The organism is Actinoplanes sp. NPDC051343 (assembly GCF_044455125.1).
Lineage (GTDB): Bacteria > Actinomycetota > Actinomycetes > Mycobacteriales > Micromonosporaceae > Actinoplanes.
In genome coordinates this window covers 181,256-204,743 of sequence record NZ_JBITEL010000004.1, presented here as the reverse complement: position 1 = coordinate 204,743, position 23,488 = coordinate 181,256, and the positions used below count along the sequence as shown (strand labels likewise).

The following is a 23,488-nucleotide window of genomic DNA, read 5'->3' as shown; positions in this document are numbered from 1 at the left end:
AGCCCCTTGACTAGGTTCTCTATGCCAAGTTGTCGTTCGCTCAGCTCTTGTCGCCGTCGTTGCGCTTTGGCTTGTTGAGCTTGCTGAAGTCGAGGTTGGGGAGCTTGAAGCCGGGCGGGAGACCCTGGCCGCCACCGCCGCCCAGGGCGCCCGGGTCCATGCCCGGCGGGAGCTGGGGCATGCCGCCCGGGAAGCCCGCGGGGAAGCCGCCGGCGCCCGCGCGGGGGCGGGACGAGCCGCCCTTGCCGCCCTTGCGCTTGTTCTTCGGGCTCTTCGTGGCCTTGCGGCGGCCGCCCGGCAGGCCCATCATGCCGCTCATCTGCTTCATCATCTTTTGCGCGTCGGCGAAGCGGTTGAGCAGCTGGTTGACGTCCATGACCGTCATGCCGGAGCCGTTGGCGATGCGGACGCGGCGGGAGCCGTTGATGATTTTGGGGTTGGTGCGTTCCTGCGGGGTCATCGAGCGGATGATCGCGGTGATCCGGTCGAAGTGGCTGTCGTCGAGCTCGGCCAGCTGGTCCTTCATCTGGCCCATGCCCGGCATCATGCCGAGGATGTTGGCGATCGGGCCCATGCGCCGTACGGCGATCAGCTGGTCGAGGAAGTCTTCCAGCGTGAACTGCTCACCGGCGAGCAGTTTGCCGGTCATCTTCTCCTTCTGATCCTCGTCGAAGGCCTGTTCGGCCTGCTCGATGAGGGTCAGAACGTCGCCCATGCCGAGGATGCGGCTGGCCATGCGGTCGGGGTGGAAGAGGTCGAAATCTTCGAGCTTTTCACCTGTCGACGCGAAGAGGATGGGCTCGCCGGTCACGTGCCGGACGCTCAGCGCGGCACCGCCGCGGGCGTCGCCGTCGAGCTTGGAGAGCACCACGCCGGTGATGCCGACGCCGTCGCGGAACGCCTCGGCGGTCTGCACGGCGTCCTGGCCGACCATCGCGTCGATCACGAAGATGGTCTCGTCGGGGTCGACCGCGTCGCGGATGTCGCGCGCCTGCTGCATCATCTCCTCGTCGATGCCGAGGCGGCCGGCGGTGTCGACGATGACGATGTCTTTGGCGGTGCGCTTGGCGACCTCGATCGAGTCCTTCGCGACCTGGACCGGGTTGCCGACGCCGCTGCCCGGCTCGGGCGCGTAGATGTCGACGCCGGCCCGGCCCGCGATGACCTGCAGCTGCTGGACCGCGTTGGGGCGCTGGAGGTCGGCCGCGACCAGCATCGGCTGGTGGCCCTGACCCTTGAGCCAGCGGGCCAGCTTGCCGGCGAGAGTGGTCTTGCCGGCGCCCTGGAGGCCGGCCAGCATGATCACGGTCGGGGGCTGCTTGGCGAACTGGAGCCGCCGGCCCTCGCCGCCGAGGATGTTGATCAGTTCCTCGTGGACGATCTTGATGATCTGCTGGGCCGGGTTGAGGGCCTGCGACACCTCGGCGCCGCGGGCCCGTTCCTTCAGGTTGTTGACGAACGCCCTGACCACGGGCAGCGCGACATCCGCCTCCAGCAGGGCGAGACGGATCTCGCGCGCCGTGGCGTCGATGTCGGCATCGGTGAGCTTGCCCTTGCCGCGGAGCTTGGTGAAGATTCCGGACAGACGGTCACTCAGTGCGTCAAACACAGTAAAACTTCCCGATGGTCAGAGGGAGTTTGATGACGCAAGCCTAACCGGCCGGGCGAAGCCTCACCGGTTGCGCATGCGGTAGGTCTCCCGCGCGGCCTCGATCCGGTTGTGGTTACGGGTGCCGGGAGCGACGGCCCGCTTGGCCTTCGCGTACAGCAGGGCGCCGCCGCCGATCACGATCGCGCCCACGATCAAGAAGAAGAGCAGTGGCGCGAGGATCTTGATGGCAAGCCATCCGACCAGGACCACGCCCACCACACCGGCGAGCAGCATTGCCAACGCCTTACCCATCGGAGCCTCCTGCACGAGGGAAGAGTTCGACTTCCACCATGCCTCAGCGAAGCAACTCCGCCCATCGGCCGAACCCCTGACGCGCACCCGTAGGGGTCGACCTGCGCCGTTCCGGTCCGTCACGCCCGCAAATCCCGTATACCGGCGATATCTGGCGTCACAAAAAGTACATCCGCCGGCGGGACGGGACGCAACCTCCGGTCAGCGGATGCCGTTGAGGGGTCAGTGACCACGGCGGTCGCCGGACGCGAAGCCGCGGTCGCGCCCACCGAACCGGCGGAAGGACGACGGCGTGCCCCTGCGGCGGATCCTGCGCTTCGCGCCCTGGCCGGTCCGACGGCGGATGCTCGCCGGAGCCCAGAAGCGGCTGCTGCCCCGGGTGGCCCCGGAACGCCGGCTCCGGACGGCGCGCCTGCTGGTGCCCCTGGAGGCCCGGCCGCGGCCCGGGCTGGCGGCCGACGCCGCGATCATGGGAGTTCGCACCGCCCACGGCCGGATGGTGGCCCGGCGAGCCGAGCAGGTCACGCCGGCCGGGGTACGCCGGGCCAACCTCGACCGGGTCGTATCCGCCCTGGACACGGCCGGCATCGACTGGTTCCGCGTACCGGTGGACTCGTTGACCGGCACGGCTCTCGCCGTACGGGAAAGCGAGCGCAACCGGACGCTGAGCGTGCTCGAGGCACTCAGCGCGAGCGACGCCGGGCGTCTCGAGATCGTGTTGCCGAGGCGGAGCCGGCAGCCGCGGCGCGCCCGGCGCGCCGCGAAGGTCCTGCGGGTGAGCTGGCCGGTGACCGACCGGCACGGAAGCCTGGTGCTGGGTAGCGAGTACGGCTGCGAGATCGAGTTCTGGAAAGCGGACCGGGACGTCCTGATCGGGCCGCGCCCCAACCCGGTCGCCGACGTCGTGCCGGCCGACGAGCCCGCGGTGCAGGCCCCCGAGCACGTCTTCGGGCCGTTCTGCGTGCCCGGTGAGACCGCCCACTACCGCACCCGCGACGTGTTCACGATGGTCAGCCCGGACCGCGTGAGCTTCCCGATCGACGTCGTCTACACCTGGGTGGACGGCAACGATCCGGCCTGGCGGGAACGCAAGGCACGGGCGCTGCGGGAGAACGGCTGGGTGACCGGGGTCAGCGAACAGACGGCCAACGACTCGCGGTACGCCTCGCGGGACGAGCTGTGCTACTCGATGCGCGCGCTGCACGCCTTCGCGCCCTGGGTGCGGCACGTGTTCCTGGTCACCGACGGGCAGGTGCCGGCCTGGCTGGACACCAGCAATCCGCGGGTCACCGTGGTGCCGCACAAGGAGATCTTCGGCGATTCCGGACGCCTGCCGACCTTCAACTCGCAGGCCATCGAGTCGCGACTGCACCGGATACCGGGGCTGGCCGAGCATTTCCTCTACCTCAACGACGACGTCTTCCTGGGCCGCCCGGTGGCGCCCGAGATGTTCTTCACCCCGGGCGGGCTGACCCGGTTCTTCCCGTCGACCGCGCTTGTCGACTCGGCGCCCCGCCTGCCCACCGACCCGCCGGCCAACTCGGCCGGGAAGAACAACCGGCGGCTGATCCAGGAGGCGTTCGGGCGGGTGCTGACCCGGAAGATGAAGCACACCCCGCACCCGTCCCGGCGCAGCGTGCTGGCCGAGATCGAGCTGCGGTTCGCCGAGCAGGTGGAGGCGACCGCCGCGCATCAGTTCCGGCATCCGGACGACATCTCGCTGCTCTCCTCGCTCCAGCAGTACTACGCGTACCTGACCGGGCGGGCCGCGCCGGGCGAGATCAAGTACATGTACACCGACCTGGCCGACCCGTCGACGCCGTTCCGGCTCAGCCGCCTGCTGCACGACCGGCACCTCGACGCGTTCTGCCTGAACGACACCGACTCCGATCCGGCGGCCGCCGGCGAGCAGGCGGCGTTGCTGGCCGACTTCCTGCCCGCGTACCTGCCGTTCCCGTCGCCGTTCGAGCTGGCGACGCCGCGGCCGGGCACCACGACGCTCGCCCCGGCGCCGGCGCCGGTGGTGGCCCGGCAGGCGACGCGCGCGCCCACCGACCCGATCCACCCGGACATCGCCCTGCCGTCGCAGCCGGCGTCGCCGTCCTCCGATTCCTCCGTCGCCTGACCACCCGTCCCGCGGCCTCGCGCCTTCTTGAAGGGGAAATTTCATGACTTATGACGTTGCCATCCTGGGACTGGGATATGTGGGACTGCCGCTCGCACAGCAGGCCACCCGCGCCGGCCTCAAGGTGCTCGGCTTCGACGTGAACGCCGGCGTCGTCGGCACCCTCGCCGAAGGACGGTCGCACGTGGACGACCTGAGCGACGCCGACGTGGCCGAGATGCTCGCCCACGGGTTCCGGGCGACCACCGACGAGCGCCTGATCGCGAGCGCGAACACCGCGGTGATCTGCGTGCCGACCCCGCTCGCCGAGGGCGACGGACCCGACCTGCGCGCGGTGATCGGGGCGACCGAGGCGATCGGGCGCAACCTGCGCGCCGACATGCTGGTCGTGCTGGAATCGACGACCTATCCGGGCACCACCGACGAGGTCGTGCGCCCGCTGCTCGAGAAGCTCTCCGGGCTGACCGCGGGCATCGACTTCCACCTCGCCTTCTCCCCCGAGCGGATCGACCCGGGCAACGAGAAGTTCGGAGCCCGGAACACCCCCAAGGTCGTCGGCGGGTACACGCCGGACTGCACCGACCGGGTGGCGGCGTTCTACGGACGGTTCGTCGAGACCGTCGTCCGCACCAAGGGCACGCGCGAGGCGGAGACCGCCAAGCTGCTCGAGAACACCTACCGGCACGTCAACATCGCGCTGGTCAACGAGATGGCGCGGTTCTGCCACGAGCTCGGCATCGACCTGTGGGACGTCATCCACGCGGCGTCGACCAAACCGTTCGGGTTCCAGCCGTTCTATCCCGGGCCGGGCGTCGGCGGGCACTGCATTCCGATCGACCCCAACTATCTGAGCCACAACGTGCGCACCAAACTCGGGTACCCGTTCCGGTTCGTCGAGCTCGCGCAGGAGATCAACGCGACGATGCCCGACTACGTGGCGCGGCGCGCGCAGAACCTGCTCAACGCCGACGGGCAGGCCGTGCACGGGGCGACGATCCTGCTGCTCGGGGTCACGTACAAGGCGAACATCGCCGACCAGCGGGAGTCACCGGCGACGCCGCTCGCCCGCCAGTTGACCGCCCTCGGTGCCACGGTGCAATATCACGACCCGCACGTGACGTCATGGACCGTGGGCAACGTCGAGGTGGCGCGTACCGAAGACCTCGAGGGCGCCGCCGCGGCGGCCGACCTCGTGGTCCTCGTGCAGCACCACCGGGAGTACGACGCGGACCATCTCGCCGGACTGGCCAAGCGGTTCTTCGACACCCGGGGCGTGACGACCACGCGCGAGGCGCACCGCCTCTGACTTGAAGTGCCGGGGCGCGCGCTCAGCGGGCCCCGGCGTCACGAGCGCTCGGCCCGCTGCCCGATCACCACCGGCTTCGGCGTCTCCGACTTCTCCTGCACCAGATAGCGCGGCCGGGCCCGGACCTCCTCGTGGATGCGGGCCAGATACTCCCCGATCACCCCCAGGCCCAGCAGGATGAACGTGCCCAGCACGAGCAGCAGCAGGATGACGGTCGGGAAGCCGGCCACCGAGCCGCCGCGCACCCAGCGGATCAACGTCTGAGCGCCCAGCAGCACCGCGAACGCGGCGAACGCCAGCCCGACCATGGTCACCAGGTGCAGCGGCGCCGAGGTGAACGAGGTGAGCCCGTTGACCGCGAGGCGGAACAGCGAACGGAAGGTCCAGCGGGACGCGCCGCCCTCCCGGTGGTCGATGTCGACCTCGATCGTGGTGCGCCGGAAGCCGATCCAGTTGCTGGTGCCCCGGAAGAACGACGAATGCTCGGGCAGCCGCAACAGCGCGTCCAACGCCGTACGGCTGAGCAACCGGAAGTCGGTCGCGTTGACCAGGTCCACGTGGGTCAGCCCGGTGAACGCCCGGTTGAACAGCTTGCCGCCGAGCCGGCCGATCAGGCCCTGCCCGGTCCGGTTGCGCTTGACCGCCTCGACCACCTGAAAGCCGTCCTGCCACAGCCGGACCATGGCCGGGATGGCCGACGGCGGATGCTGCAGGTCGGAATCGATCACCACGACCGCGTCGCCTTCGGCGTGCTCGAGGCCGGCCAGCAGCGCCGACTCCTTGCCGAAGTTGCGGGACAGCTGGACGCCGCGGACCCGCTCGTCGGAAGCCGCGAGCTTGCAGATGCGCTCCCAAGAGTCGTCGGCCGAGCCGTCGTCGACCAGGACGAGTTCGAAGTTCTCCCCGCGCAGGACCTGCGAGAGCCGCTCCACGAACCGGTCAACGCCCGGGCCCTCGTTGTAGATCGGCGCGACCACCGAGATCAGCCGGCTCATCGCGGGGCCTTGCTGCAGAATCGGCGCCCGTCCAGCCGGCCGGTCGCGCGGTTGAGGCTCACGTCGATGCGCTCCAGTTCCGCCGGATCCACGCGCCCGTGGTGGTTGGCGATCGAAGTCCCGACGAACAACGCCCGCAGTTCGCACCGGCGGGCGTCCCCGGCCGCCGTCGCGTCGAAGTCGGCGATCTCCTGCGCGATCCGGTCGTGCAGGTACGGATAGCTCCCGGCCGAACTCCCGTCGTGCACCCCCTTGTTGGCCGCGACCGCGATCGTCCCGGCCACCACCAGCGGCACCAGCGTCGCCGCCGCCCAGCTGCGGCACCGGCCGGCGACCAGGGCCGCGACCAGGATGCCGCCGGCCGCGCCGGTCAGGCCGCTCTCACGCCAGCCCTGGCCCCAGACCCCCTGCCGGGCCAGCGCCTGAAGGTCGGAGTTGAGCGCGGACAGGACGGCACCGAGCAGCAGGGCCGCCCCGGCGACCACGGCGAGACCGAACGACTGCCGGCGGTCCAGGGTGGCCAGCCCGGGCAGTTGCCGCGCGGCCCGCCACGCCAGCACGGCCAGGGCGAGCAAGGCCAGCGCGGGCAGGACGCCGATCAGCCGCAGATGCGTGCCGTCGGCCGCCCGGTGCCACATGAGCGGGGGCAGCCACGCCACCAGACGGTTGGGCAGGGCGGCCGGTGCGCCGGGCAGGGCGACGTCGGAACCCGTGTAGCAGGCGCCGTGAGCGCACATCGAGTAGATGATCACGCGTACCGGAACGAAGACCGGCAGAAAGCCGAGCCAGAGCAGGATGGCCGCGTTGACGCTCGACCGTCGTCGCAAGGCGTGGCCCAGCACCATCCGCTCCCGCACCACGACGGCCACCGTCGTGAGCGGCAGGGCCAGGGCCGCGAGCTCGTTGAACGATGCCAGCGCGGCCCCGGCGAGCACGATCAGCAACGCTCGGCGCCAGTTCAGGCGGGTGACCCGGCAGACGTACGCGGCCACGCCCAGAACCAGCGCGGCGGACAGGAAGTAGAGGCCGCCGAACAGGACCGTCGTGCTGGTGCGGCCGGCCGCCACGAAACCCGCGCCGACCGCGAACGGCATGGTCGCGACCAGAACCGACGGGGTGCTCGCGAACAGGCGTCCGCGGGCGGTCACGGCCTCGGCGAAGACCACGGCGGCCAGGGTGAGCACGATCGCGGCGGCGAACGAGACCAACCGCAGGGCGATGTTGGCCGGAACGCCGAGCAGGCCGGTCATCCCGAACGCGAGCAGGTCGAGCGACCACTCGACGATCCGCCCGAGCGGACGAAAATTGCCCAGCCGCAGGAACTGCGGTACCGACTCGACCGCGGTGACGACCATCTGCCACGGGCGGCCGGCGTAGAGGCCGCCGTTCGCATAGACGTTGAAGCGATGATCGGCCGAAGGAGTCAGCGCGACCAGCGGAATCAGCACGATCAGCGGAACCAGGGCGCAGTTCCGGACCGCCTTTCGCCACGGCCGGGCCACCGGGACCGCCGGGGCCGGCCGCCGGGCCGGGCGGGCCGCGGGCGGCGGCGGAGCGGTCTCGACGGTCACGATGGACCAACGACCACGACGCGGGCGAAGTTGCGAGAGCACGCGTCCAAGCGCGGCCGCGGACGTTGGGCAACCGTGCGCAACTTCGTCACTGCCGAGCGGGCCCCGGCCGCCGGTCTGCCGAGCCAGCGAACCCTCCCCGGCGGCCACCCCGATCCTCAGGCGGGCGGCTTCCGCGCCGACATCGAAGGACTGCGGGCCGTCGCCGTGGTGCTGGTCGTGCTGGGGCACGTCGGGCTGCGGTTCGTACCCGGCGGCTACGTGGGGGTCGACGTCTTCTTCGTGATCTCCGGATTCCTGATCACGTCGCTGCTGGTTCGTGAGGTGGAGTCGACGGGGCGGCTGTCGATCGCCCGTTTCTATGCGCGCCGGGCGGTGCGGCTGCTGCCGGCCGCCGTGCTGGTGCTGGTCGTCACGTTGGTGGCGGCGCGGTTCCTGTTGCCGGTGGTGCGATTGGGGTCGTTCGCCAAGGACGCGCTGGCCGCCACGGGCTATGTGGCCAATCTGCGGTTCGCCGTCACCGGCACGGACTATCTGAGTGCCGATCAGTCGCCGTCGCCGTTCCAGCACTTCTGGTCGTTGGCCGTCGAGGAGCAGTTCTACCTGTTCTGGCCGCTGTTGATCCTGTTGATCGGACGCTGGAAAAGGGTTCTCGCCGTCGTTCTCGGGTTGCTGGTCGCGGGATCGTTCGCGCTCAGCGTGACCGAGACCGCCCGGTCGGCGCCGTGGGCCTATTTCGGGCCGCACACCCGGGTCTGGGAGCTCGGGGTGGGTGCGTTGCTCGCGCTGTGGATGACCACGAAAAAACGTCAGACCCGGGTGGTCTACTCGGCCCCACCCAGAACGGGGCGGGGGTGGTCCGTGGCGCGCCTAAGGCGATCCAAAGCGCACCCAGGGCGATCCACAGCGCGCCTGGGATGGTCCGCGGCCGGCATCCTCGGGCTCGCGGCGATCATCGCCGCCGCGATCCGCTTCGACGACGCCACGGCCTACCCCGGCTGGCGCGCCGCCCTCCCGGTCGCCGGAGCCGCCCTGCTCCTGGCCTCCAACGGCGCCGGCGCAGGCCGCCTCCTCACCCTCGCACCCATGCAGACCATCGGCCGCTTCTCCTACAGCTGGTACCTCTGGCACTGGCCGATCCTCGTCATCGCCCCCACCCACAACACCTGGCAACGGCTGCTGGCCGCGACCGCCGCGCTGGGCCTCGCCGCCCTCACCTACCGGTTCGTCGAGAGCCCGATCCGCCGCCTCCGCGACCGTCCGCGGCGAGCCCTGACCCTGGGTGCCGGCCTTTCCGCAACGGCCGCCGCCGTCGCGTGCGCACTGGTCGTGCTCCCCCACGCCATGCCGGTCGGCGCGAAACAGGCCGACCTCCGCGCCACCCTGGCCGTGGCCGCCGATCCGGCGAAGGCGCTGACCGAGCTGATCACGCAGGGCCGCGGCCTCGACGTGCTCCCGGCCAACCTGCAACCCGCGCTCACCCGGGCCGGCCACGACCGGGCCGAGGTCTGGGACGACGGCTGCCACGTCGACGTGCCGGTCACCGCCGCCCCCGGCGGCTGTGTCTTCGGCGACCCGGACTCCGCCACCACGGTCGTGCTGTTCGGCGATTCCCATGCCGCGCAATGGTTCCCGGCCCTCGACCTGATCGCCCGGCAGAAGCACTGGCGGCTCGTCTCGCTGAGCAAGAGCTCGTGCTCGGCCGCCGATCTCCCGCTGTGGCACGACACCTTGAAGCGGCCCTACACCGAGTGCGAGGCCTTTCACCGCTCGGCGATCGCCCGCATCACGGCCCTCAAACCGGCGCTCGTGGTCATCGGGTCGAGCTTCAACTACCGCCCGGCCTTTCCCGGGCCCGACGAGGGCAGCCAGTGGAAGACGGCCTGGGATCGCACTTTCGGCGAGCTCACGGCCGCCGGCGCTAAGGTCGCCGCGATCGCCGACACGCCCTACATGGGTCAGTCGGTGCCCGAGTGCCTCGGTCAACCGGAAAATCAGAAGCACGCGACCAATTGCCGCCGCAGCCGGCATTCCGCGCTGCGCGGCCCGGTGCAGCGTCAGGTCTTTCTTTCGTACGCGACGAGCGGGCCGGCCAAAATCATCGACCCGATCACCTGGTTCTGCACCGACACGTGCCCCACCGTGGTCGGCAACACTCTCGTCTACCGGGACTCGAACCACATGACCACGACGTACTCGAGGGCGCTGGCCCCGCTCCTGGCCGCCGCCCTCCCGTAACCGCGGGAGGCGGCGCCGGAACGCCTCTACCGCAGCAGGTCGGCCAGGGTCGGCGGCTGCGTGCGGTCGACGATGATGGTGCGGGCCGTGTCGTGGTCGCGGTAGAGCTGGGCCAGGCGCCGGGTCAGCACGTCGTTCCACGACTCGTCCGGGCGGTGCCGGTCCCAGGTCGCGCGGTCGGGCAGATATTCGAGCAGGACGCCCAGGTCGCGCAGCAGGCTGAAGGACGGGCTGTCGGTGACCACGACCGGCCGGTGGTCGGGGTTGACCAGCAGGCGCTGCCGCAACGTCAGCACGAAGTCGCGCAGACCTTCCTCGTCGAGTCCGATCAGCACGTACAGGTGCACCGGCGGCCGCTGGGCCGCGACCGGCGCCTTGGTCTTGACCGGCGGGGTGCTCCGGCGGCGGTCGTGCAGGCGCCGCAGCACCGCCCGGGCGAGCCGGGGCACCGTGTGCACCGGGTCCTTGACCAGCGAGACCAGGCCGAAGCCGAGCCGGTACGACTCGCTGCCGAGCAGGCGGTCGGCGCGGCGGCGTTCGCGGTCGCGTTCCTTGCGGGCCTCCTCGGCGTTCTGCTGTTCCTCGGCCAGCCGGCTTTCGAGGGTGCGCAGGCGGCCGGCCATCGCGGCGAGTTCCCAGCGGGCCCGGTCCAGCGCGTGCCGGTTCCAGTCGACCTCGGGAGCCGTCTTCTGCTGGGGCATCTCAGACATCCGCCCTCACCGGGCCCTCTTGTCGCATCTCGGGTTGAGGACGACGGGTCAGGCCGCTCAGCCAGGCGGCGGCTTCGCCACCACCGCCCTCGAACGCCAGCGCCCGGCAGCGCCGGATCAGCTTTTCCCGTACGGCCGGGTCGACCGCCTGATCGAGTACGCGTTCCAGTTCGTCGGACGACGGGTCCTCGACGATCAGCGCCGCCCCGCTCGTCGCCGCGAAGCGGGCCCGCCCGACCTGATCGTCCAATTTGGTCTGGCGGTTGGGCAGGAACACCGTGGGCACGGCGAAGCCGATCTGCTCGTGGTACGAGTTGTAGCCGGCCGCGCTGACCGTCAGGTCGAAGGCCCGCAGATAGCGGCTGAGCGGATAGAGCTTGACCACCTTGGCCCCGGGCAGCGGCCGCAGCGGCTCGGTGGCGATCGCCGACTCGGCCATCACCAGCTGGAAGCCGTGGTCGACCAGGTGGGTGCCGGCGCGTACGGCGGGCGAGGCGATGTCGTCGATGTTGCCGGCGCCGAGTTGCAGCAGGGCGGCCGGTCGATCGTCGAGGCCGAGTTCGCGGCGGGCGGTCTCCCGGTCGAGCAGTTCCGACTCGTCGAGGAAGGTGATCGGGCCGACCCGGTGCGCGGTCGCCCGCTCGGCCACCGTCGGCCCCTCGTCGGCCGCGGCGGCGAACTCGCCCGGTTCGAGCACGTAGTCGAAGACCTTGCCGGCCGCGATCCACTCGTCGCCGACGCCGCGCTGCCACATCGCCCGGCGCACCCACACCCAGGTGATGCCGGGATGGTCCTCGACCGCGGCGACGATGCCGTCGTGGGGCACGCTGTCGACCGCCACGATCTCGGGGCGGTGCAGGTCGATGAGGTGGGCCAGGCGTTCCCGCAGCACCCGCGTCCAGCGCGGGCGGCCGGCGTCGAGCACCTTGCGGGACGGCACGTACTCGGTGAGGAAGCCTTCCCGGATCGCCACCGGCGCGGCGTACGACTGGGTGGCGATGACCGCCTCGAAGTCGCCGGGGAGCCGGCGGCCGATCGCCATGAGGCGGGAGAGGTGGCCCATGCCGGCGCCGTTGTCGCTGAGCATCAGGACGCGGTGTTTCTTCGCGACCGGGCCCGGTTCCCGGCGCGGGGCCGGCACGGAGATCTTGGAGCCGATGCCGAGGGCGGTCAGCCGGGTCAGGTGGGACTGGTGGCCGTAGCGGCGCTCGGCGAACTCGCGGGCCCGCCGCACCACTTCCTGGTAGCGGTCGGGGTCGGCGTACAGCTCGCGGACCAGCCGCGGCGCCTGTTCGGGCGTGCAGTAGAGGGCCGCGTCGGAGAAGCTCGGGCGGAAATGCTCGCCCAGGATCACCGGCACCCCGCTGGCCATCGCCTCGAGGATCGTGCGGCCGAACGCCTCCAGCCACTGGAGGTCATGGAAGTAGACGAAGAAGTCGATGGTGCGCAGGAACTCGTCCGGCCGTTCGGCGCCGAAGCGCACGACGTCCCAGTTGTCGGGCTGGCGGCCCAGCCGTTTGACCGCGATCTCGCCGCCGCCGAGCACCCGCACCCGCATGTCGTCGGTCTCCGGATAGGCGGCGAGAATCTGCTCGGCGTCGCGCGGCCATTTCACCGGGTCGGCCCGCCCGTGCCGGCCGATCACCGGCACGTCACCGACGAACGAGTCCCGGTCGCGCCACCAGTGCGCCACGTCGATGATCTCGTGCCAGTCCTCGCCGGCCAGCCGGGCGTCCGGGGCGACCTCGAGCACCTGGTCGCGGACCTGCTGGCTGATCGGCGCCCAGACCACGTCGCCGCCGAAGTAGCGGTGCACCCGCTCCTTCACGGCCGCGAAGTCGTAGTAGCGGTACGGGTTCTCGGCGTCCCCCGGCGGCTGGTTGATCACCATGACCGTACGGTCGGCGCGCACCCGGGGCGGCGTCAGCGGGTCCTGGGTGAAGATGCGCGGCTGCCGGATCAGCAGCAGCCGGGCGCTGACCGGTTCGTCCTCGCGGGCCAGCGTCGCCACCCCGTCGCGGATCAGGTCGCTGATCCGGGGGCTGAACGGCAGCGCCCGCGGCTGGTGCGGCGACGGCACATGCACCAGAACCGTCGAGAGCGCCGCCTCGGCCTGAGCGTGCACTTCGGCGGCGATGCTCGCCGAGGTGCCGCCGGGATAGCGGAAGTCGGACAGGATCGCCACGTCGTACACGGCGGTGGGCCCCCTTGCTCGTGGACAGGTCCTCCGATGACAACGACCTGGAGCACCGGTCCGCAACGGCTCGGCAACCCCGGGCCGGTAGTCAACCGGGCGGCAACCGAAGGGCCCCGTCAAGGCACCCGTGCGGGCATCAGGCGGGCTCGTCCGGCGCCGAACTTTGTCGGTGAACCCGGCGGAAGCAGCCGGGCCGACCACCGCGAAAGGCTCCGGAAAACATATGCGTACCTCGATCATCAAGCGTCTGGCCCTGATCGCCATGATCCCCGCCACCCTGCTCGGCCTGGTCCTGGTCGCATCCCCGGCGCAGGCCGCGGACAGCCCGGCGAAGATCGCCGGCGACATCGTCTACCTGACCAACAAGCAGCGCGCGCTGCACGGCTGCGGCGCTGTCCGCAAGGACACCCGGCTGGCCGCGGCCAGCACCGCGCACTCGGCGTACATGGCGCAGACCGGCGCGTTCAGCCACACCGGCCGGGGCGGTTCGGACTTCGTCTACCGCGACAAGGCCGCGCACTACTCGAAGCCGCTGGCCGAGAACATCGCCTACGGCTACCGCACCGGCCTGGACGTCGTGAAGGCGTGGCTGGCCAGCCCGCCGCACCGGGCCAACCTGCTCAACTGCAAGGCGACCACGGTCGGCGTCGGCGCGGTGTTCGCCGCTAACGGGACGCCGTACTACACGCAGGACTTTGGCTACTGAGTCGCTGGTAGGACAGCACCGCATGACGTCCGAGGGCTTCACCCTGAAGGGTGAGGCCCTCGATCGTGTCCACCCACTTGCGCAGCGCGGCCTGCTCGGCCGCCCGGTTGGCGTCGTCGAACAGGATCGTCGCGCGATCGGCGAGCCGGTCCTCGAGCACCCGCATGGCCGGGTAGCGCGCGTCCGGCCCGGTCTTCTCCGGCGGCCCGTCGATGACGAGCAGGTCGACGTCGGTGAGGTCGGCGCAGGCTTCGACGTCGTACCAGGGGAAGGTGCGGCCGTCGAGGACGACCGGGCGCAGCGGGGCCTCGCGCACCTCGGCCACGTCGGTGAGCCCGTGCTGTTCCAGGGCATCGCGGGTCTTCTGCGCGTAGCCGGCCTCGTGGTCGAGCGACACCAGCCGGCCGCCGATCTGCTGCAGCACGTACGCGATCCACACCGTCGACGTCCCGCTGCCCAGCTCCAGCACCAGTTGCGGTTTGCGCGTACGCACCAGGTGCAGCAGGTCGAGCAGGTCGGTCGGGTTGAGCGCGAACCCGCCCGAGGACGGCATCGGCGCCCGCGCCGTGAAGCCCTGGAAGAGCTGGATCAGGCCCTCGATCTCGCGGGTCTGCGCGCGCAGCAGGTGCTCGGTGCCCCAGGCCGACGACTTCTGCTGGGCGGCCAGCTTGTCGGTCAGCTCACGGTGCCGGTCGCCGGCGTTGAGCAGCAACTCCTCGACCGCGCCGAGCACGCGCCGCTGCGTCTGGTCGAGGATCGTGCGTACGTCCTGCTGGGCCTTGCGATGCGCGGTGGCCAGGCCGGTCAGCCGGCGGGCGATCAGCAGCAGGCCGGCCAGCAGGCCGGCGAAGAACACCCCGAGCACGGTCAGCGCGGCGCCGAAATGCCCGGTCAGCGCCGTGACGGCGACCGCGGCACAGAGCACCGCGGCACCGCCGACCAGCACCAGCTGACGACGGGTGAGGGTGCGCAGGCGCCCCATCAACAACCTCCACGATCGGTCCGACACAACTCGTCAACGTCAAGGTGGACAACGGGTTACGCGCAAGACCCCCACTAGCATGGCGAGGTGAGCCGAAAGGTCGAGGAACTGAACCGGCGCCTGCTGCGGGCCCGGGACGCGATCGACCGCGCGTACGCCGAGCCGCTCGACGTCCCGGCCATCGCCGCGGTCGCCCACATCTCGCCGGCCCATTTCAGCCGCTGCTTCTCGAGCGTGTTCGGTGAGACCCCGCACCGCTACCTTCAGCGCCGCCGGGTGGAACGCTCGATGTTCCTGCTGCGAGAGACCGAGCGCAGTGTCACCGATGTCTGTTTCGCGGTCGGGTTCGCCAGTCTCGGCAGCTTCAGCCGCACGTTCCGGGAGATCGTCGGGGAGTCGCCGTCGGCCTATCGCCGCGGTCACGGACCGGTCGTCGTGCCCGGCTGCGTCCAGATGGCGCAGTTTCGGATAAGCCATCGCCGGGCGGCTCCGCTTAGCCTGACGTAATGATCACGAAACTGAACGTTGCTTCCATCTACGTCCTGGACAAGGACGAGGCGCTGGACTTCTACGTCGGCAAGCTCGGTCTCGAGAAGGGCAACGACGTCCGGCAGGGCTCGTACCGCTGGCTGACCGTCCGGGTGCCGGGCGCCGAGACCGAGATCCAGCTGGAGCAGCCGGGTCCGCCGCTGCACGACGAGGCGACCGCCGAGCAGCTGCGGGAACTGGTCGCCAAGGGTGCCCTGAACGGCCTGGTTCTCATCGCCGACGACGTGCGCGGGCTCTACGAGTCGCTGCGGTCGCAGGGATTCACCGACTTCACGCAGGAGCCCACCGACCACTTCTACGGCACCGACATGGGCCTGCGGGACCCGTTCGGCAACGCCATCCGGATCCTCCAGCCGGGCAGCTAGCGCTTCGTGGGACAGAACGGCTGTCCGGCCCGCTGCTCCGACGCGGTGTCGAAGGCCTGGTCGAAGCGCCGCAGCGAGAACGGCGTCGACCGGAACATCGCGAAGAACTCGTCCCGCAGCTCGCAGCGACGGGACTGGCCGGCCGGTGTCGGGTCGAAGTCGGCCATCGCCTGGGCGAGCCGGTCGTCGAGCCGGGCCGCGGGCGTGTTCGTCACGGTGTCGCGGAAGCGCTTGTTGGCCGTCGCCGAGGCGGTGCCGCCGAGGGCGAGCACCCCGATCAGCCCGGTCAGCAGCCACCGCTTCGGCGGCATCAGATGCGCGGCCGCCGCGATCAGCAGGGCGCCGGCCGGGGCGGTGGACGCGGTGTCCCGCCAGCCCTGACCCCAGCGGTGGGCGGCGACGATCTGCTGCACGTCGGCGTTGAGCGCGCCGAGCGCCGCACCGAGCAGGACCAGCACGGCCGCGACGACGGCCAGGCTTGCCGCCGCATGTCGAGCCACCGGGGACAGTCGCCGGAGGTCGCGCGCGGCGTGCACGGCCAGCGCGGCGAGCACCACCAGGGCGAGTATCAGCACCATGCCGGCGAACCAGGGCCGATGGCTGCCGCCGTGCACCGCGCTCTGCCACATCAGCGGCGGGAACCAGGCGACCGTCCGCTCGGGCAGGGTGGTCGCGATCGCGCCGCTCACGTGCACGTCCGAACCGCGGTAGCACGCGCCGGCCGCGCAGTCCCGGGCGATAGCCACCCGGACGGCCACGAAGACGGGCAGAAACCCGAGCCACAGCACGGTGAGGAGCTTCGCCGATCCGCCTCCGGCCAGGCGGCGCCACGGTACGCCGAGCACGTACCGCCCGCGCACGGCCGCCGCGACGGTGGCCAGCGGCAGGGCGAAGTAGGCGATCTCGTTGAAGCTCGCCAGCGCCGCCCCGGCCAGCAGAAGCGGGACGAGTAAGCGTCGTCGCAGGCGCCGATCGGGCCTGGTCCGGCTGATCACCGCCGCCACCGCGAAGACCAGCGCGGACGACGTGAAGTAGAGCCCGCCGAACAGCACGACCGGACTTGCCCGCCCGGCCGCCACGAACCCGGCACCGACCACGAACGGCAGCAGGGCGGCCACCGTGGACGGTGGCCGGCGGAACATCGGCCCGGGCGACAGCACGCTCTCGGCCAGCAGCAGCACGGCCAGGCTGAGCACTACCGCGCAGACCATCTCGACCAGCCGGAACGCCACGTTGGCCGGGATCCCGAAGACGTCGGCCAGCAGGTAGGAGGCCAGGTCGATGAGCTTCTCGACGATCCGGCCGAACGGCCGGAAGTTGCCCGCCCTCAGATAGCCGGGCAGCGAGCTGACGGTGTCCGGGACGATCCGCAGCGGGTCGTTCCGGAACAGCCCGCCGTGCCAGTAGATGTTGAACCGGTGGTCCGCGGTCGGCGCCAGCGCCACGATCGGCGACAGCACCGCGAGGGGCACCAGCACGGCCCGCCACACCGCACGCCGCCACATCCCGCCGACCTGTGGCCGTGCCACGAGAATCGGCTCGGTGCGAACCTGCATCGGGACGTCGACGATCGGTGCGGCCACGTTGCTGCCCAACGAACCCGTCCCCGCCCGGGTGACGGTCTACAGCAAGCGGGCCAGGTTCGGCGGGTCGCGCGGGTCGACCACCACGGCCCGGTTCGCGCCGTGGTCGCGGCACAGCTGGGCGACCCGCCCGGCCAGCAGGGTCTCCCAGTCCTCGCCCGGGTCGTGACGTGACCAGGTCTCCGGGTCGGGCAGGTACTCCAGAACGACACCCGGCACCTGCAGGCCGCGCAGGGCGGGCTGATCGGTCACCACGACCGGCAGGTGGTCGCCGTCGACGACGATGCGCTGGCGCAGGGCGCGGACGAGGTCCTGGGAGGCGGTGCGGGACAGCCCGACCGCGACGTAGACCCGGGCCGGAGTCGGCGGCACGACCCGCCGTTGCTTCCGCACCGGCGCCGGCGTCGGCCTACGCACCCGGCGGGCGGCCCGGCAGACCAGCGCCGGCCCGATCCGGACCGGGTCGCGGGCCAGGTCGGTCAGAACCCGGCCGATCCGGTAGGACCGGCTGCGGCGCAGCTTCCGCACCAGATCGTGCGTACGGTCCCGGTCCCGGACCGCCGCGTCGCGTTCGTCCTCGACGCAGCGCAACCGCCCGGTAAGCGTGGCCAGTTGCCATCGAGCGACTGCGAGGTCATCGGTGTCCGGCAAGGTCGGCCCCCCGATCGTCGGATGAGTGTCCGCGGCAGTGGCCGACCAGCCACAGTGCCGCGTCGGCGGCCCCGTTGCCGAACGCCAGCTCCGCGCATCGCTGCCGCAGCGCCGACCGCACCGCGGGCTCGGCCAGACGATCGAGGGCCGCCGCCAGTTCGTCGTCGTTGACAGCGCAGAGGGAAACCCCGGCGGCGTCGGCGAATCGGGCCCGCGCCAGTTCGTCGTCGTGCGCGTCGGGCGACGGGACGAAGACCGTAGGCACCCGGGCGCCGATCAGCTCGTGGAACGACGCATAGTCGGCCCGCGCGACGGCCAGCGTCGCCTCGCCCGGCGCGTCGGTCGGGTGGAATCCGGGCAGCGTCGCCGGGACGCCCCGGCACAGGATGGTGTGCGTGTCGCGGGAGCGGCGCGGCAGGTGCGACGGCAGGTTGGTGATCGGTGCGACCGTGGCCACCCCGGCCCGGCTCGTGGTGGTCCAGCCCTCGTCGCCGCCGGCCGCGAACTCGCCCGGTTCCAGGATGCCGTGGAAGGCCGGCCCGCGGGCCGCCCAGCCGGAGCCGGTGCCCCGCTTCCACATCGCCGGGCGCAGCCACAGCCAGCGCGTGGCCGGGCAGTCGTCGAGGGCGGCCATGATGCCGTCGTGCGGGAGTCCGCCGACCAGCACCGCCCGCGGGCCGTAGAGGCCGACCAGGTGGCGCAGCCGGTCACGGACGAACGCGTTCCACCGGGGCGCCGACACGCCGAGGTCGGCGGCCGACGGCAGATATTCGGTGAGCAGCCCGGCCTGGTGGGCCTCGGGCAGGCGGCCGGAGCCGGCCACCACGACCGGTTCCAGATCGCGCGGCAGGTGGGCGGCGATCGCCCGGAACCGGTCGATGTCGTCGCCGAGGAGCAGGACCCGGCGAGGCCGGCGGGCGAAGGGGACCTTCGCCACCGGAGCCGGCCGCCGCGACGCGACCACCCCCAGCGAGGCGAGCCGGGCCACGTGCGACGCGCTGCCGTACCGGTCGGACACGAAGGAACGGGCCCGGGCGACGAGCGCCTCGTACGCCGGCCGGTCCGCGTGCAGGCGGCGGACCAGATCCCGGACGCCCGCCGGTTCGGTGTAGAGGGCCGCCTCCCCGAACATGGCCCGGAAGTGCGGCGCCACGATGACCGGCACCCCGCTGGCCATCGCCTCGAGGATGGTCCGCCCGAACGCCTCGACCCAGTCCGGGTCGTGGAAGTAGACGAAGAAGTCGAGCGATCCGAGGAACTCCTGCGGGGTCTCGGCCCCGAACTCGACGACGTCCCAGGAGGACGGCCGGCGGCCCAACCGGCGTACGCCGATCTCGCCGCCGCCGAGAAAGCGGACCTTGAGTTCCGTGGTGTCCGGGTAGGCCTGCAGCAGCTCACCCGGGTCCCGCGGCCACTTCACCGGGTCGGGTCGCCCGTGCCGGCCGATGACCGGCGGCGAGCCGGGTGTCCGCCGGCGTTCGACGGCCCAGTCGGCGACGTCGATGATCTCGTGCCAGTCGGTGTCCGGGAGCGTCGTGCGCGGCGCCACCCGCAGCATGTTCTCGCGCACCTGAGGGCTGATCGGCGCCCACACCACGTCCGGCCCGAAGTAGCCCTCGACCCGTTCCCGCACCTCCGAGAAGACGTAGTACCGCTCGTCGTCGGTCTCGTCGCCGGGCGGCTGGTTGAGCACGACGATGGTGTGCCCGGCCCGGATCGACGGCACCCGGTCCAGATCCTCGGTGAAGATCCGCGGCTGCCGGATCAGCAGGACCGCCGCGGTGATCTGCTCGTCGTCGTAGGCCAGGTCGGCCAGCCCGTCCCGCAGGCAGGCGACGATCTCGGTCTGGAAGGGCCGGGCGTGCTTCAGGTGCGGCGACGGCACGTGGATCAGGACGGTGGTCAGACCGGCCGCGGCCTGGGCGCGGACCTCCGCGACGATGCTCGCCGAGTTGCCGCCCGGATATCGCAGGTCGGACAGGATGGCGACGTCGTAGTCGGTCATGGTCGGTCAAACGAGAGGAACCAAGAGGGCGATACGGACAATTCACCCGAGCCCCTGCTTCGTTGAACCCACCGAACACCTGTAACGAGCGAGAGGCCGACCACGTCCATGAGCCAACCGACAGCGCCGCACCCTCTCGCCGTAGCGGCCCTGCAGGCCCGGTCGATCGCGGCCCGGGGCCCGCTGGCCCGCGCCGCCGGAGCGGCCTCACCCGGCGACCTGATCGCCGGCGTCGTGGCCGACCCCTGGGCGGCCGGAGAGCTCGCCCGGGTCATCGCGCTGCAGGACCTGCGGGCCGAGGACCAGGCCGACGCCCTGGCCATCCTGGCCCACCTGCGGCGCAACGCCACCATCGCCGCCGACCATCAGGGCCTGCACGCCCAACTCGCCTTCGCGGCCGGTGACCGCACGCTCGCGGCGACGCTGCTCGACGAGTACCCGGACATCGCCGAGCCGATCCGCACCGGGCTCGACCTCGACCTGCGCAACCCGCACGCCGGCTACGCCGACGACAACCCCGGGTGGGGCGCGGGCTTCGCGAGACTGCTTCCGGCTCCGGGCGTACGCGTGGAAGACGGCCCCGGAGAAGCCATCGACCGTCTGACCACCGGCGGCGCCCAACGCATCGGTCACCCGAGCCGCATCACCACCATCGTCACCACCTGGCGACCCGACGCGTCCCTGCTCACCGCCGTACGCTCGCTGATCGCCCAGACCTGGACCAACCACGAGATCCTGGTCGTCGACGACGGCTCCCCGGCCGAGTTCGACGCCGTACTGCGGGCCGCCGCCGCGCTCGACCCGCGGGTCCGGGTGATCCGGATGGTGACCAACGGCGGCACCTACGTCGCCCGCAACGCCGGCCTCGACGCGGCGACCGGCGAGTTCGTCACGTTCCAGGACTCCGACGACTGGTCGCACCCGCTGCGCCTCGAACGTCAGGTCGCCCCGCTCCTCGCCGACCAGGCCGTCTTCTCCACCACCTCGGTCGGCATGCGGGTGACCCCCGACCTGCTGGTGACCCGGCCCGGCATCCCGGCGACCCGGTCGTACAACCTCTCCTCGCTGATGATCCGGCGGCAGCCGGCGCTGGCCGAGGTCGGCTACCTCGACCCGGTCCGCAAGGGCGCCGACGCCGAATACGTCGAGCGGGCCCGGGCGGTCTTCGGCCGACCGGCCACCCAGCACCTCGGTGGTGCGCCGCTCGCACTGATCCGGCTGTCCGCAGGCTCGCTGTCGAGTGCCGACTACCGGGTCGGCTGGATGCACCCGGCCCGCCGGTCCTACCTCTCGGCCTTCCAGGCCTGGCACACCCACATCCGCGACGGCGAGGCCCGGCCGCTGCAGCCGCGGGCCTTCGCGGCGCCGCGCCGGCTGCGCGGCGAGACCGGCGCCCGGGCGTACGACGTGGTCCTCGCCGGCGACTGGACGACCGCCGGCGGCGCCGGGGCCGCGGGGTCCGGGCAGCTGCGGGCCCTGACCGCGCGCGGCCAGCGGGCCGCCCTGATGCAGCTGGACGCCCTGACCAACCTGCGCGAGGGCCCGCGTAACCTCGACCCCGCCGTCCAGAACCTGGTCAACGCGGGCGAGCTCACCCAGGTCGAGCTGACCGACGACGTCCGGGCCCGGCTGGTCGTGGTCCGCTCGTCCCGTGTCCTCCAGCACGCGCCCGACCTGGCCGGCGGCGTCCGCGCCCAGCGCGTGGTGATCGAGTCGTCGACGGCGTCCCGCTCCGCCGCGGCGGCCGCCCGCCGCCTGTTCGGCCGCCGGCCGCTGTGGGCACCGGCCGGCCCGGACGGGCGCCACCGCCTCGCCACGACGCTGGAGAGCGACCAGATCACCGGCGTCGACCTGCCCGGAACCGTGGACGCCGCCCAGTGGCGGCTCGACCGGCGGGGCCCGCGAGCCGACCGGCCGGTGATCGGGCGGCACTGCCGGGGCGGCCGGGCCGAGTGGCGGCGGCTGCGGGAGGAACTGCCCGACACCGGTCGTCTCGACGTACGGCTGCTGGACGCCGCCGGATCGGCGCCCGGAGCCTTCGGCCGGATCGGGCCGCCGCGCAGCTGGCTGGTCTACGGACCGGCCGAGGTCAGCCTGCGCTCGTTCCTCTACCAGGTCGACTTCTACCTGCACCTGCCCGACGCGGACGCGCCCGCCGACCCCGACCCGGACCTGCTGGCCGCCCTCGCGGCCGGCTGCGTGCTGGTGCTGCCCTACCGGTACGCGCCGGCGTTCGGCGAGGCCGCGGTCTACTGCGAGCCGGAGGAGGTGGCCCAGACGGTGGGGTCGCTGCACCGCGACCGGAAGGCGTTGCGGGAGCAGAGCGCCCGGGGGCCGCGCTTCGTGCGCAGCCATCACGGGCACGACCTGTACGCCGCCCGGGTAGCCCGGTTGGCAACCCGAGGATGACCGGCATGCTCCCGACCTGATCGTCATGCCGGGCGGCGGGCGTCCGATCTGTCTGGGCACAACGCCAGAGAGTTCGGACCAGCCCCCGCCGGTCCGATTGTCGCGGGGAAGCCTCCCCTGCAACTCCCGCGACAAAATGGCCCCGCCGTTCCCCGCGGCGGGGCCATTTTTACCTGTGGGCCGCGGAGATCGCCGTCGCGTAGGTCAGCGTCGTCCAGCGACCGGCGAGCCGCTGCTGCGCGGTCAGCGGAAAGCCGCCGCCCTGCCGCGGCGCGACCGAGGGCGCCGGCACCTCGTCGACGACGACCGCCGCGCCCTGCGCCAGCCGGCGGCCGAGCACGTGCAGCGCGGGCGCCAACGCATCCGGTGCCGGCGCGATCGTTCCGTCCACCACGAGCATCTCGATGTCCTGCAGCCCGTCCAAGGCGTCCACGTCGTACCAGTCCACCGGCTTGCCGTCGACCCGCAACTCGGCCAACGGCGCGTGCCGCACCTCGACGAAGGTCAGGCCGTGCGCGGTCAGCATCGCCCGCGTCGCCTCGGCCCGGGCCTCGTCGTGCTCGACCGCGATCAGCCGCCGGTCGCCGCCCTCGAGCGCGTAGCCGAGCCAGATCGTCGACGGCCCGCTGCCCAGCGCCACGGTCAGCCCGGGCTTCCGGGAGGCACCGACGTGCACCAGCCCGAGCAGGTCGGTCGGCTGCAGGGCCGCGCCGGCCGGCATCGGCGCGCGCGGGGTCACCCGCTGGAACAGCTGGACCAGCGCCTCGATCTCCCGGCTCTGCTCGCGCAGCAGCAGTTCGGCGCCGCGGCCGGTGAGCCGTTCGGTGCGGGCCAGCGCCTCGGTGAGTTCCAGGTGGCGGTCGCCGGCGGCCAGCCGTTCCCGTTCGACCGAGGCGAGCACCCGGCGCTGCACCTGTTCGACGACGAGCCGCAGGTCGCGTACGGAATCCTGGGTCGCCCGATGCACCCCGGCGATCCGCCGGGACAGGAAAACCACTCCGGCTACCGCGCCGGTCAGCAGCAGGGCGAGCAGGCACGTCGCGACGGCCGCCTGCCCGGTCATCGCGGCCACCGCGACGCCGGCGCAGATCAACCCGCCGCCGAGAAGGCCCGCTAGCTGCCGCACGGACAGGCCGGAAAGCCGCTTCGCATAGCGCAGCGCCCGCCTCATGTTGATCTCTCCGATGGCGTCA

Annotated in this window: 18 protein-coding genes; 7 read left to right on the top strand and 11 right to left on the bottom strand. The window is 71.9% G+C overall.

What is annotated here, in order from left to right:
- Positions 1–40: 40 nt before the first annotated feature.
- Positions 41–1,609: a signal recognition particle protein gene (gene ffh / locus ACIA5C_RS15000; protein WP_396054689.1), complete on the bottom strand. Its 1,569-nt coding sequence runs from the start codon at positions 1,607–1,609 to the stop codon at positions 41–43.
- A gap of 63 nt (positions 1,610–1,672) precedes the next feature.
- Positions 1,673–1,903, bottom strand: a complete 231-nt coding sequence (locus tag ACIA5C_RS14995) for a hypothetical protein (RefSeq protein WP_396054687.1) — start codon at positions 1,901–1,903, stop codon at positions 1,673–1,675.
- A gap of 292 nt (positions 1,904–2,195) precedes the next feature.
- Between ACIA5C_RS14995 and ACIA5C_RS14990 the strand changes: the two genes are divergently transcribed.
- Both ACIA5C_RS14990 and ACIA5C_RS14985 read left to right on the top strand, forming a co-directional pair.
- Complete coding sequence (locus ACIA5C_RS14990; protein WP_396054685.1) at positions 2,196–4,028, top strand: stealth family protein; 1,833 nt, start codon at positions 2,196–2,198, stop codon at positions 4,026–4,028.
- A 43-nt stretch (positions 4,029–4,071) separates the two neighbouring features.
- Entirely contained in the window at positions 4,072–5,334 is a 1,263-nt protein-coding gene (locus ACIA5C_RS14985) for a nucleotide sugar dehydrogenase (RefSeq protein ID WP_396054683.1), read from the top strand.
- Between the two features lie 38 nt (positions 5,335–5,372).
- On the opposite strand, the gene ACIA5C_RS14980 is transcribed toward ACIA5C_RS14985, so the two are convergent.
- Entirely contained in the window at positions 5,373–6,329 is a 957-nt protein-coding gene (locus ACIA5C_RS14980) for a glycosyltransferase family 2 protein (protein WP_396054681.1), read from the bottom strand.
- Positions 6,326–7,900 (bottom strand): hypothetical protein, encoded by a 1,575-nt coding sequence (locus ACIA5C_RS14975; protein ID WP_396054679.1) that lies wholly within the window; start codon positions 7,898–7,900, stop codon positions 6,326–6,328. The genes ACIA5C_RS14980 and ACIA5C_RS14975 overlap by 4 nt, the downstream gene beginning before the upstream one ends.
- A gap of 75 nt (positions 7,901–7,975) precedes the next feature.
- Here ACIA5C_RS14975 and ACIA5C_RS14970 point away from each other — a divergent pair, with 75 nt between their 5' ends.
- Entirely contained in the window at positions 7,976–10,138 is a 2,163-nt protein-coding gene (locus ACIA5C_RS14970) for an acyltransferase family protein (RefSeq protein WP_396054677.1), read from the top strand.
- 26 nt (positions 10,139–10,164) lie between these two features.
- Here the strand turns inward: ACIA5C_RS14970 and ACIA5C_RS14965 are convergent, their stop codons facing one another.
- Together ACIA5C_RS14965 and ACIA5C_RS14960 are read right to left on the bottom strand one after the other, a co-directional pair.
- A complete protein-coding gene (locus tag ACIA5C_RS14965) occupies positions 10,165–10,848 on the bottom strand; it encodes a hypothetical protein (protein WP_396054675.1) in 684 nt (227 codons plus the stop codon).
- A complete protein-coding gene (locus ACIA5C_RS14960) occupies positions 10,841–13,042 on the bottom strand; it encodes a glycosyltransferase (RefSeq protein ID WP_396054673.1) in 2,202 nt (733 codons plus the stop codon). Before ACIA5C_RS14960 ends, ACIA5C_RS14965 begins: the two co-directional genes overlap by 8 nt.
- Positions 13,043–13,268: 226 nt before the next feature.
- On the opposite strand from ACIA5C_RS14960, the gene ACIA5C_RS14955 reads away from it, so the two are divergent.
- Complete coding sequence (locus ACIA5C_RS14955) at positions 13,269–13,751, top strand: CAP domain-containing protein (RefSeq protein ID WP_396054671.1); 483 nt, start codon at positions 13,269–13,271, stop codon at positions 13,749–13,751.
- Here ACIA5C_RS14955 and ACIA5C_RS14950 read toward each other — a convergent pair.
- A complete protein-coding gene (locus tag ACIA5C_RS14950) occupies positions 13,711–14,733 on the bottom strand; it encodes an O-methyltransferase (protein WP_396054669.1) in 1,023 nt (340 codons plus the stop codon). The genes ACIA5C_RS14955 and ACIA5C_RS14950 overlap by 41 nt on opposite strands.
- A gap of 87 nt (positions 14,734–14,820) precedes the next feature.
- Here ACIA5C_RS14950 and ACIA5C_RS14945 point away from each other — a divergent pair, with 87 nt between their 5' ends.
- Together ACIA5C_RS14945 and ACIA5C_RS14940 are read left to right on the top strand one after the other, a co-directional pair.
- Positions 14,821–15,240, top strand: a complete 420-nt coding sequence (locus tag ACIA5C_RS14945; protein WP_396054667.1) for a helix-turn-helix domain-containing protein — start codon at positions 14,821–14,823, stop codon at positions 15,238–15,240.
- Entirely contained in the window at positions 15,240–15,647 is a 408-nt protein-coding gene (locus tag ACIA5C_RS14940; protein WP_396054665.1) for a VOC family protein, read from the top strand. The genes ACIA5C_RS14945 and ACIA5C_RS14940 overlap by 1 nt, the downstream gene beginning before the upstream one ends.
- Here ACIA5C_RS14940 and ACIA5C_RS14935 read toward each other — a convergent pair.
- From ACIA5C_RS14935 to ACIA5C_RS14925, 3 genes are read right to left on the bottom strand one after another with little or no spacing between them, the layout of a single operon-like run.
- The gene (locus ACIA5C_RS14935; RefSeq protein ID WP_396054663.1) at positions 15,644–17,242 is read right to left on the bottom strand and encodes a hypothetical protein; all 1,599 of its coding nucleotides are present in this window, start codon (positions 17,240–17,242) and stop codon (positions 15,644–15,646) included. The two genes, ACIA5C_RS14940 and ACIA5C_RS14935, sit on opposite strands and share 4 nt — an antisense overlap.
- A 27-nt stretch (positions 17,243–17,269) precedes the next feature.
- A complete protein-coding gene (locus ACIA5C_RS14930) occupies positions 17,270–17,881 on the bottom strand; it encodes a hypothetical protein (protein WP_396054661.1) in 612 nt (203 codons plus the stop codon).
- On the bottom strand, positions 17,865–19,886 hold the full coding sequence (locus ACIA5C_RS14925; RefSeq protein ID WP_396054659.1) for a glycosyltransferase: 2,022 nt from the start codon (positions 19,884–19,886) through the stop codon (positions 17,865–17,867). Before ACIA5C_RS14925 ends, ACIA5C_RS14930 begins: the two co-directional genes overlap by 17 nt.
- A gap of 108 nt (positions 19,887–19,994) precedes the next feature.
- Here ACIA5C_RS14925 and ACIA5C_RS14920 point away from each other — a divergent pair, with 108 nt between their 5' ends.
- Positions 19,995–22,295 (top strand): glycosyltransferase family 2 protein, encoded by a 2,301-nt coding sequence (locus tag ACIA5C_RS14920; RefSeq protein WP_396054657.1) that lies wholly within the window; start codon positions 19,995–19,997, stop codon positions 22,293–22,295.
- Between the two features lie 169 nt (positions 22,296–22,464).
- On the opposite strand, the gene ACIA5C_RS14915 is transcribed toward ACIA5C_RS14920, so the two are convergent.
- Positions 22,465–23,466, bottom strand: a complete 1,002-nt coding sequence (locus ACIA5C_RS14915) for a class I SAM-dependent methyltransferase (RefSeq protein ID WP_396054655.1) — start codon at positions 23,464–23,466, stop codon at positions 22,465–22,467.
- Between the last annotated feature and the right edge of the window lie 22 nt (positions 23,467–23,488).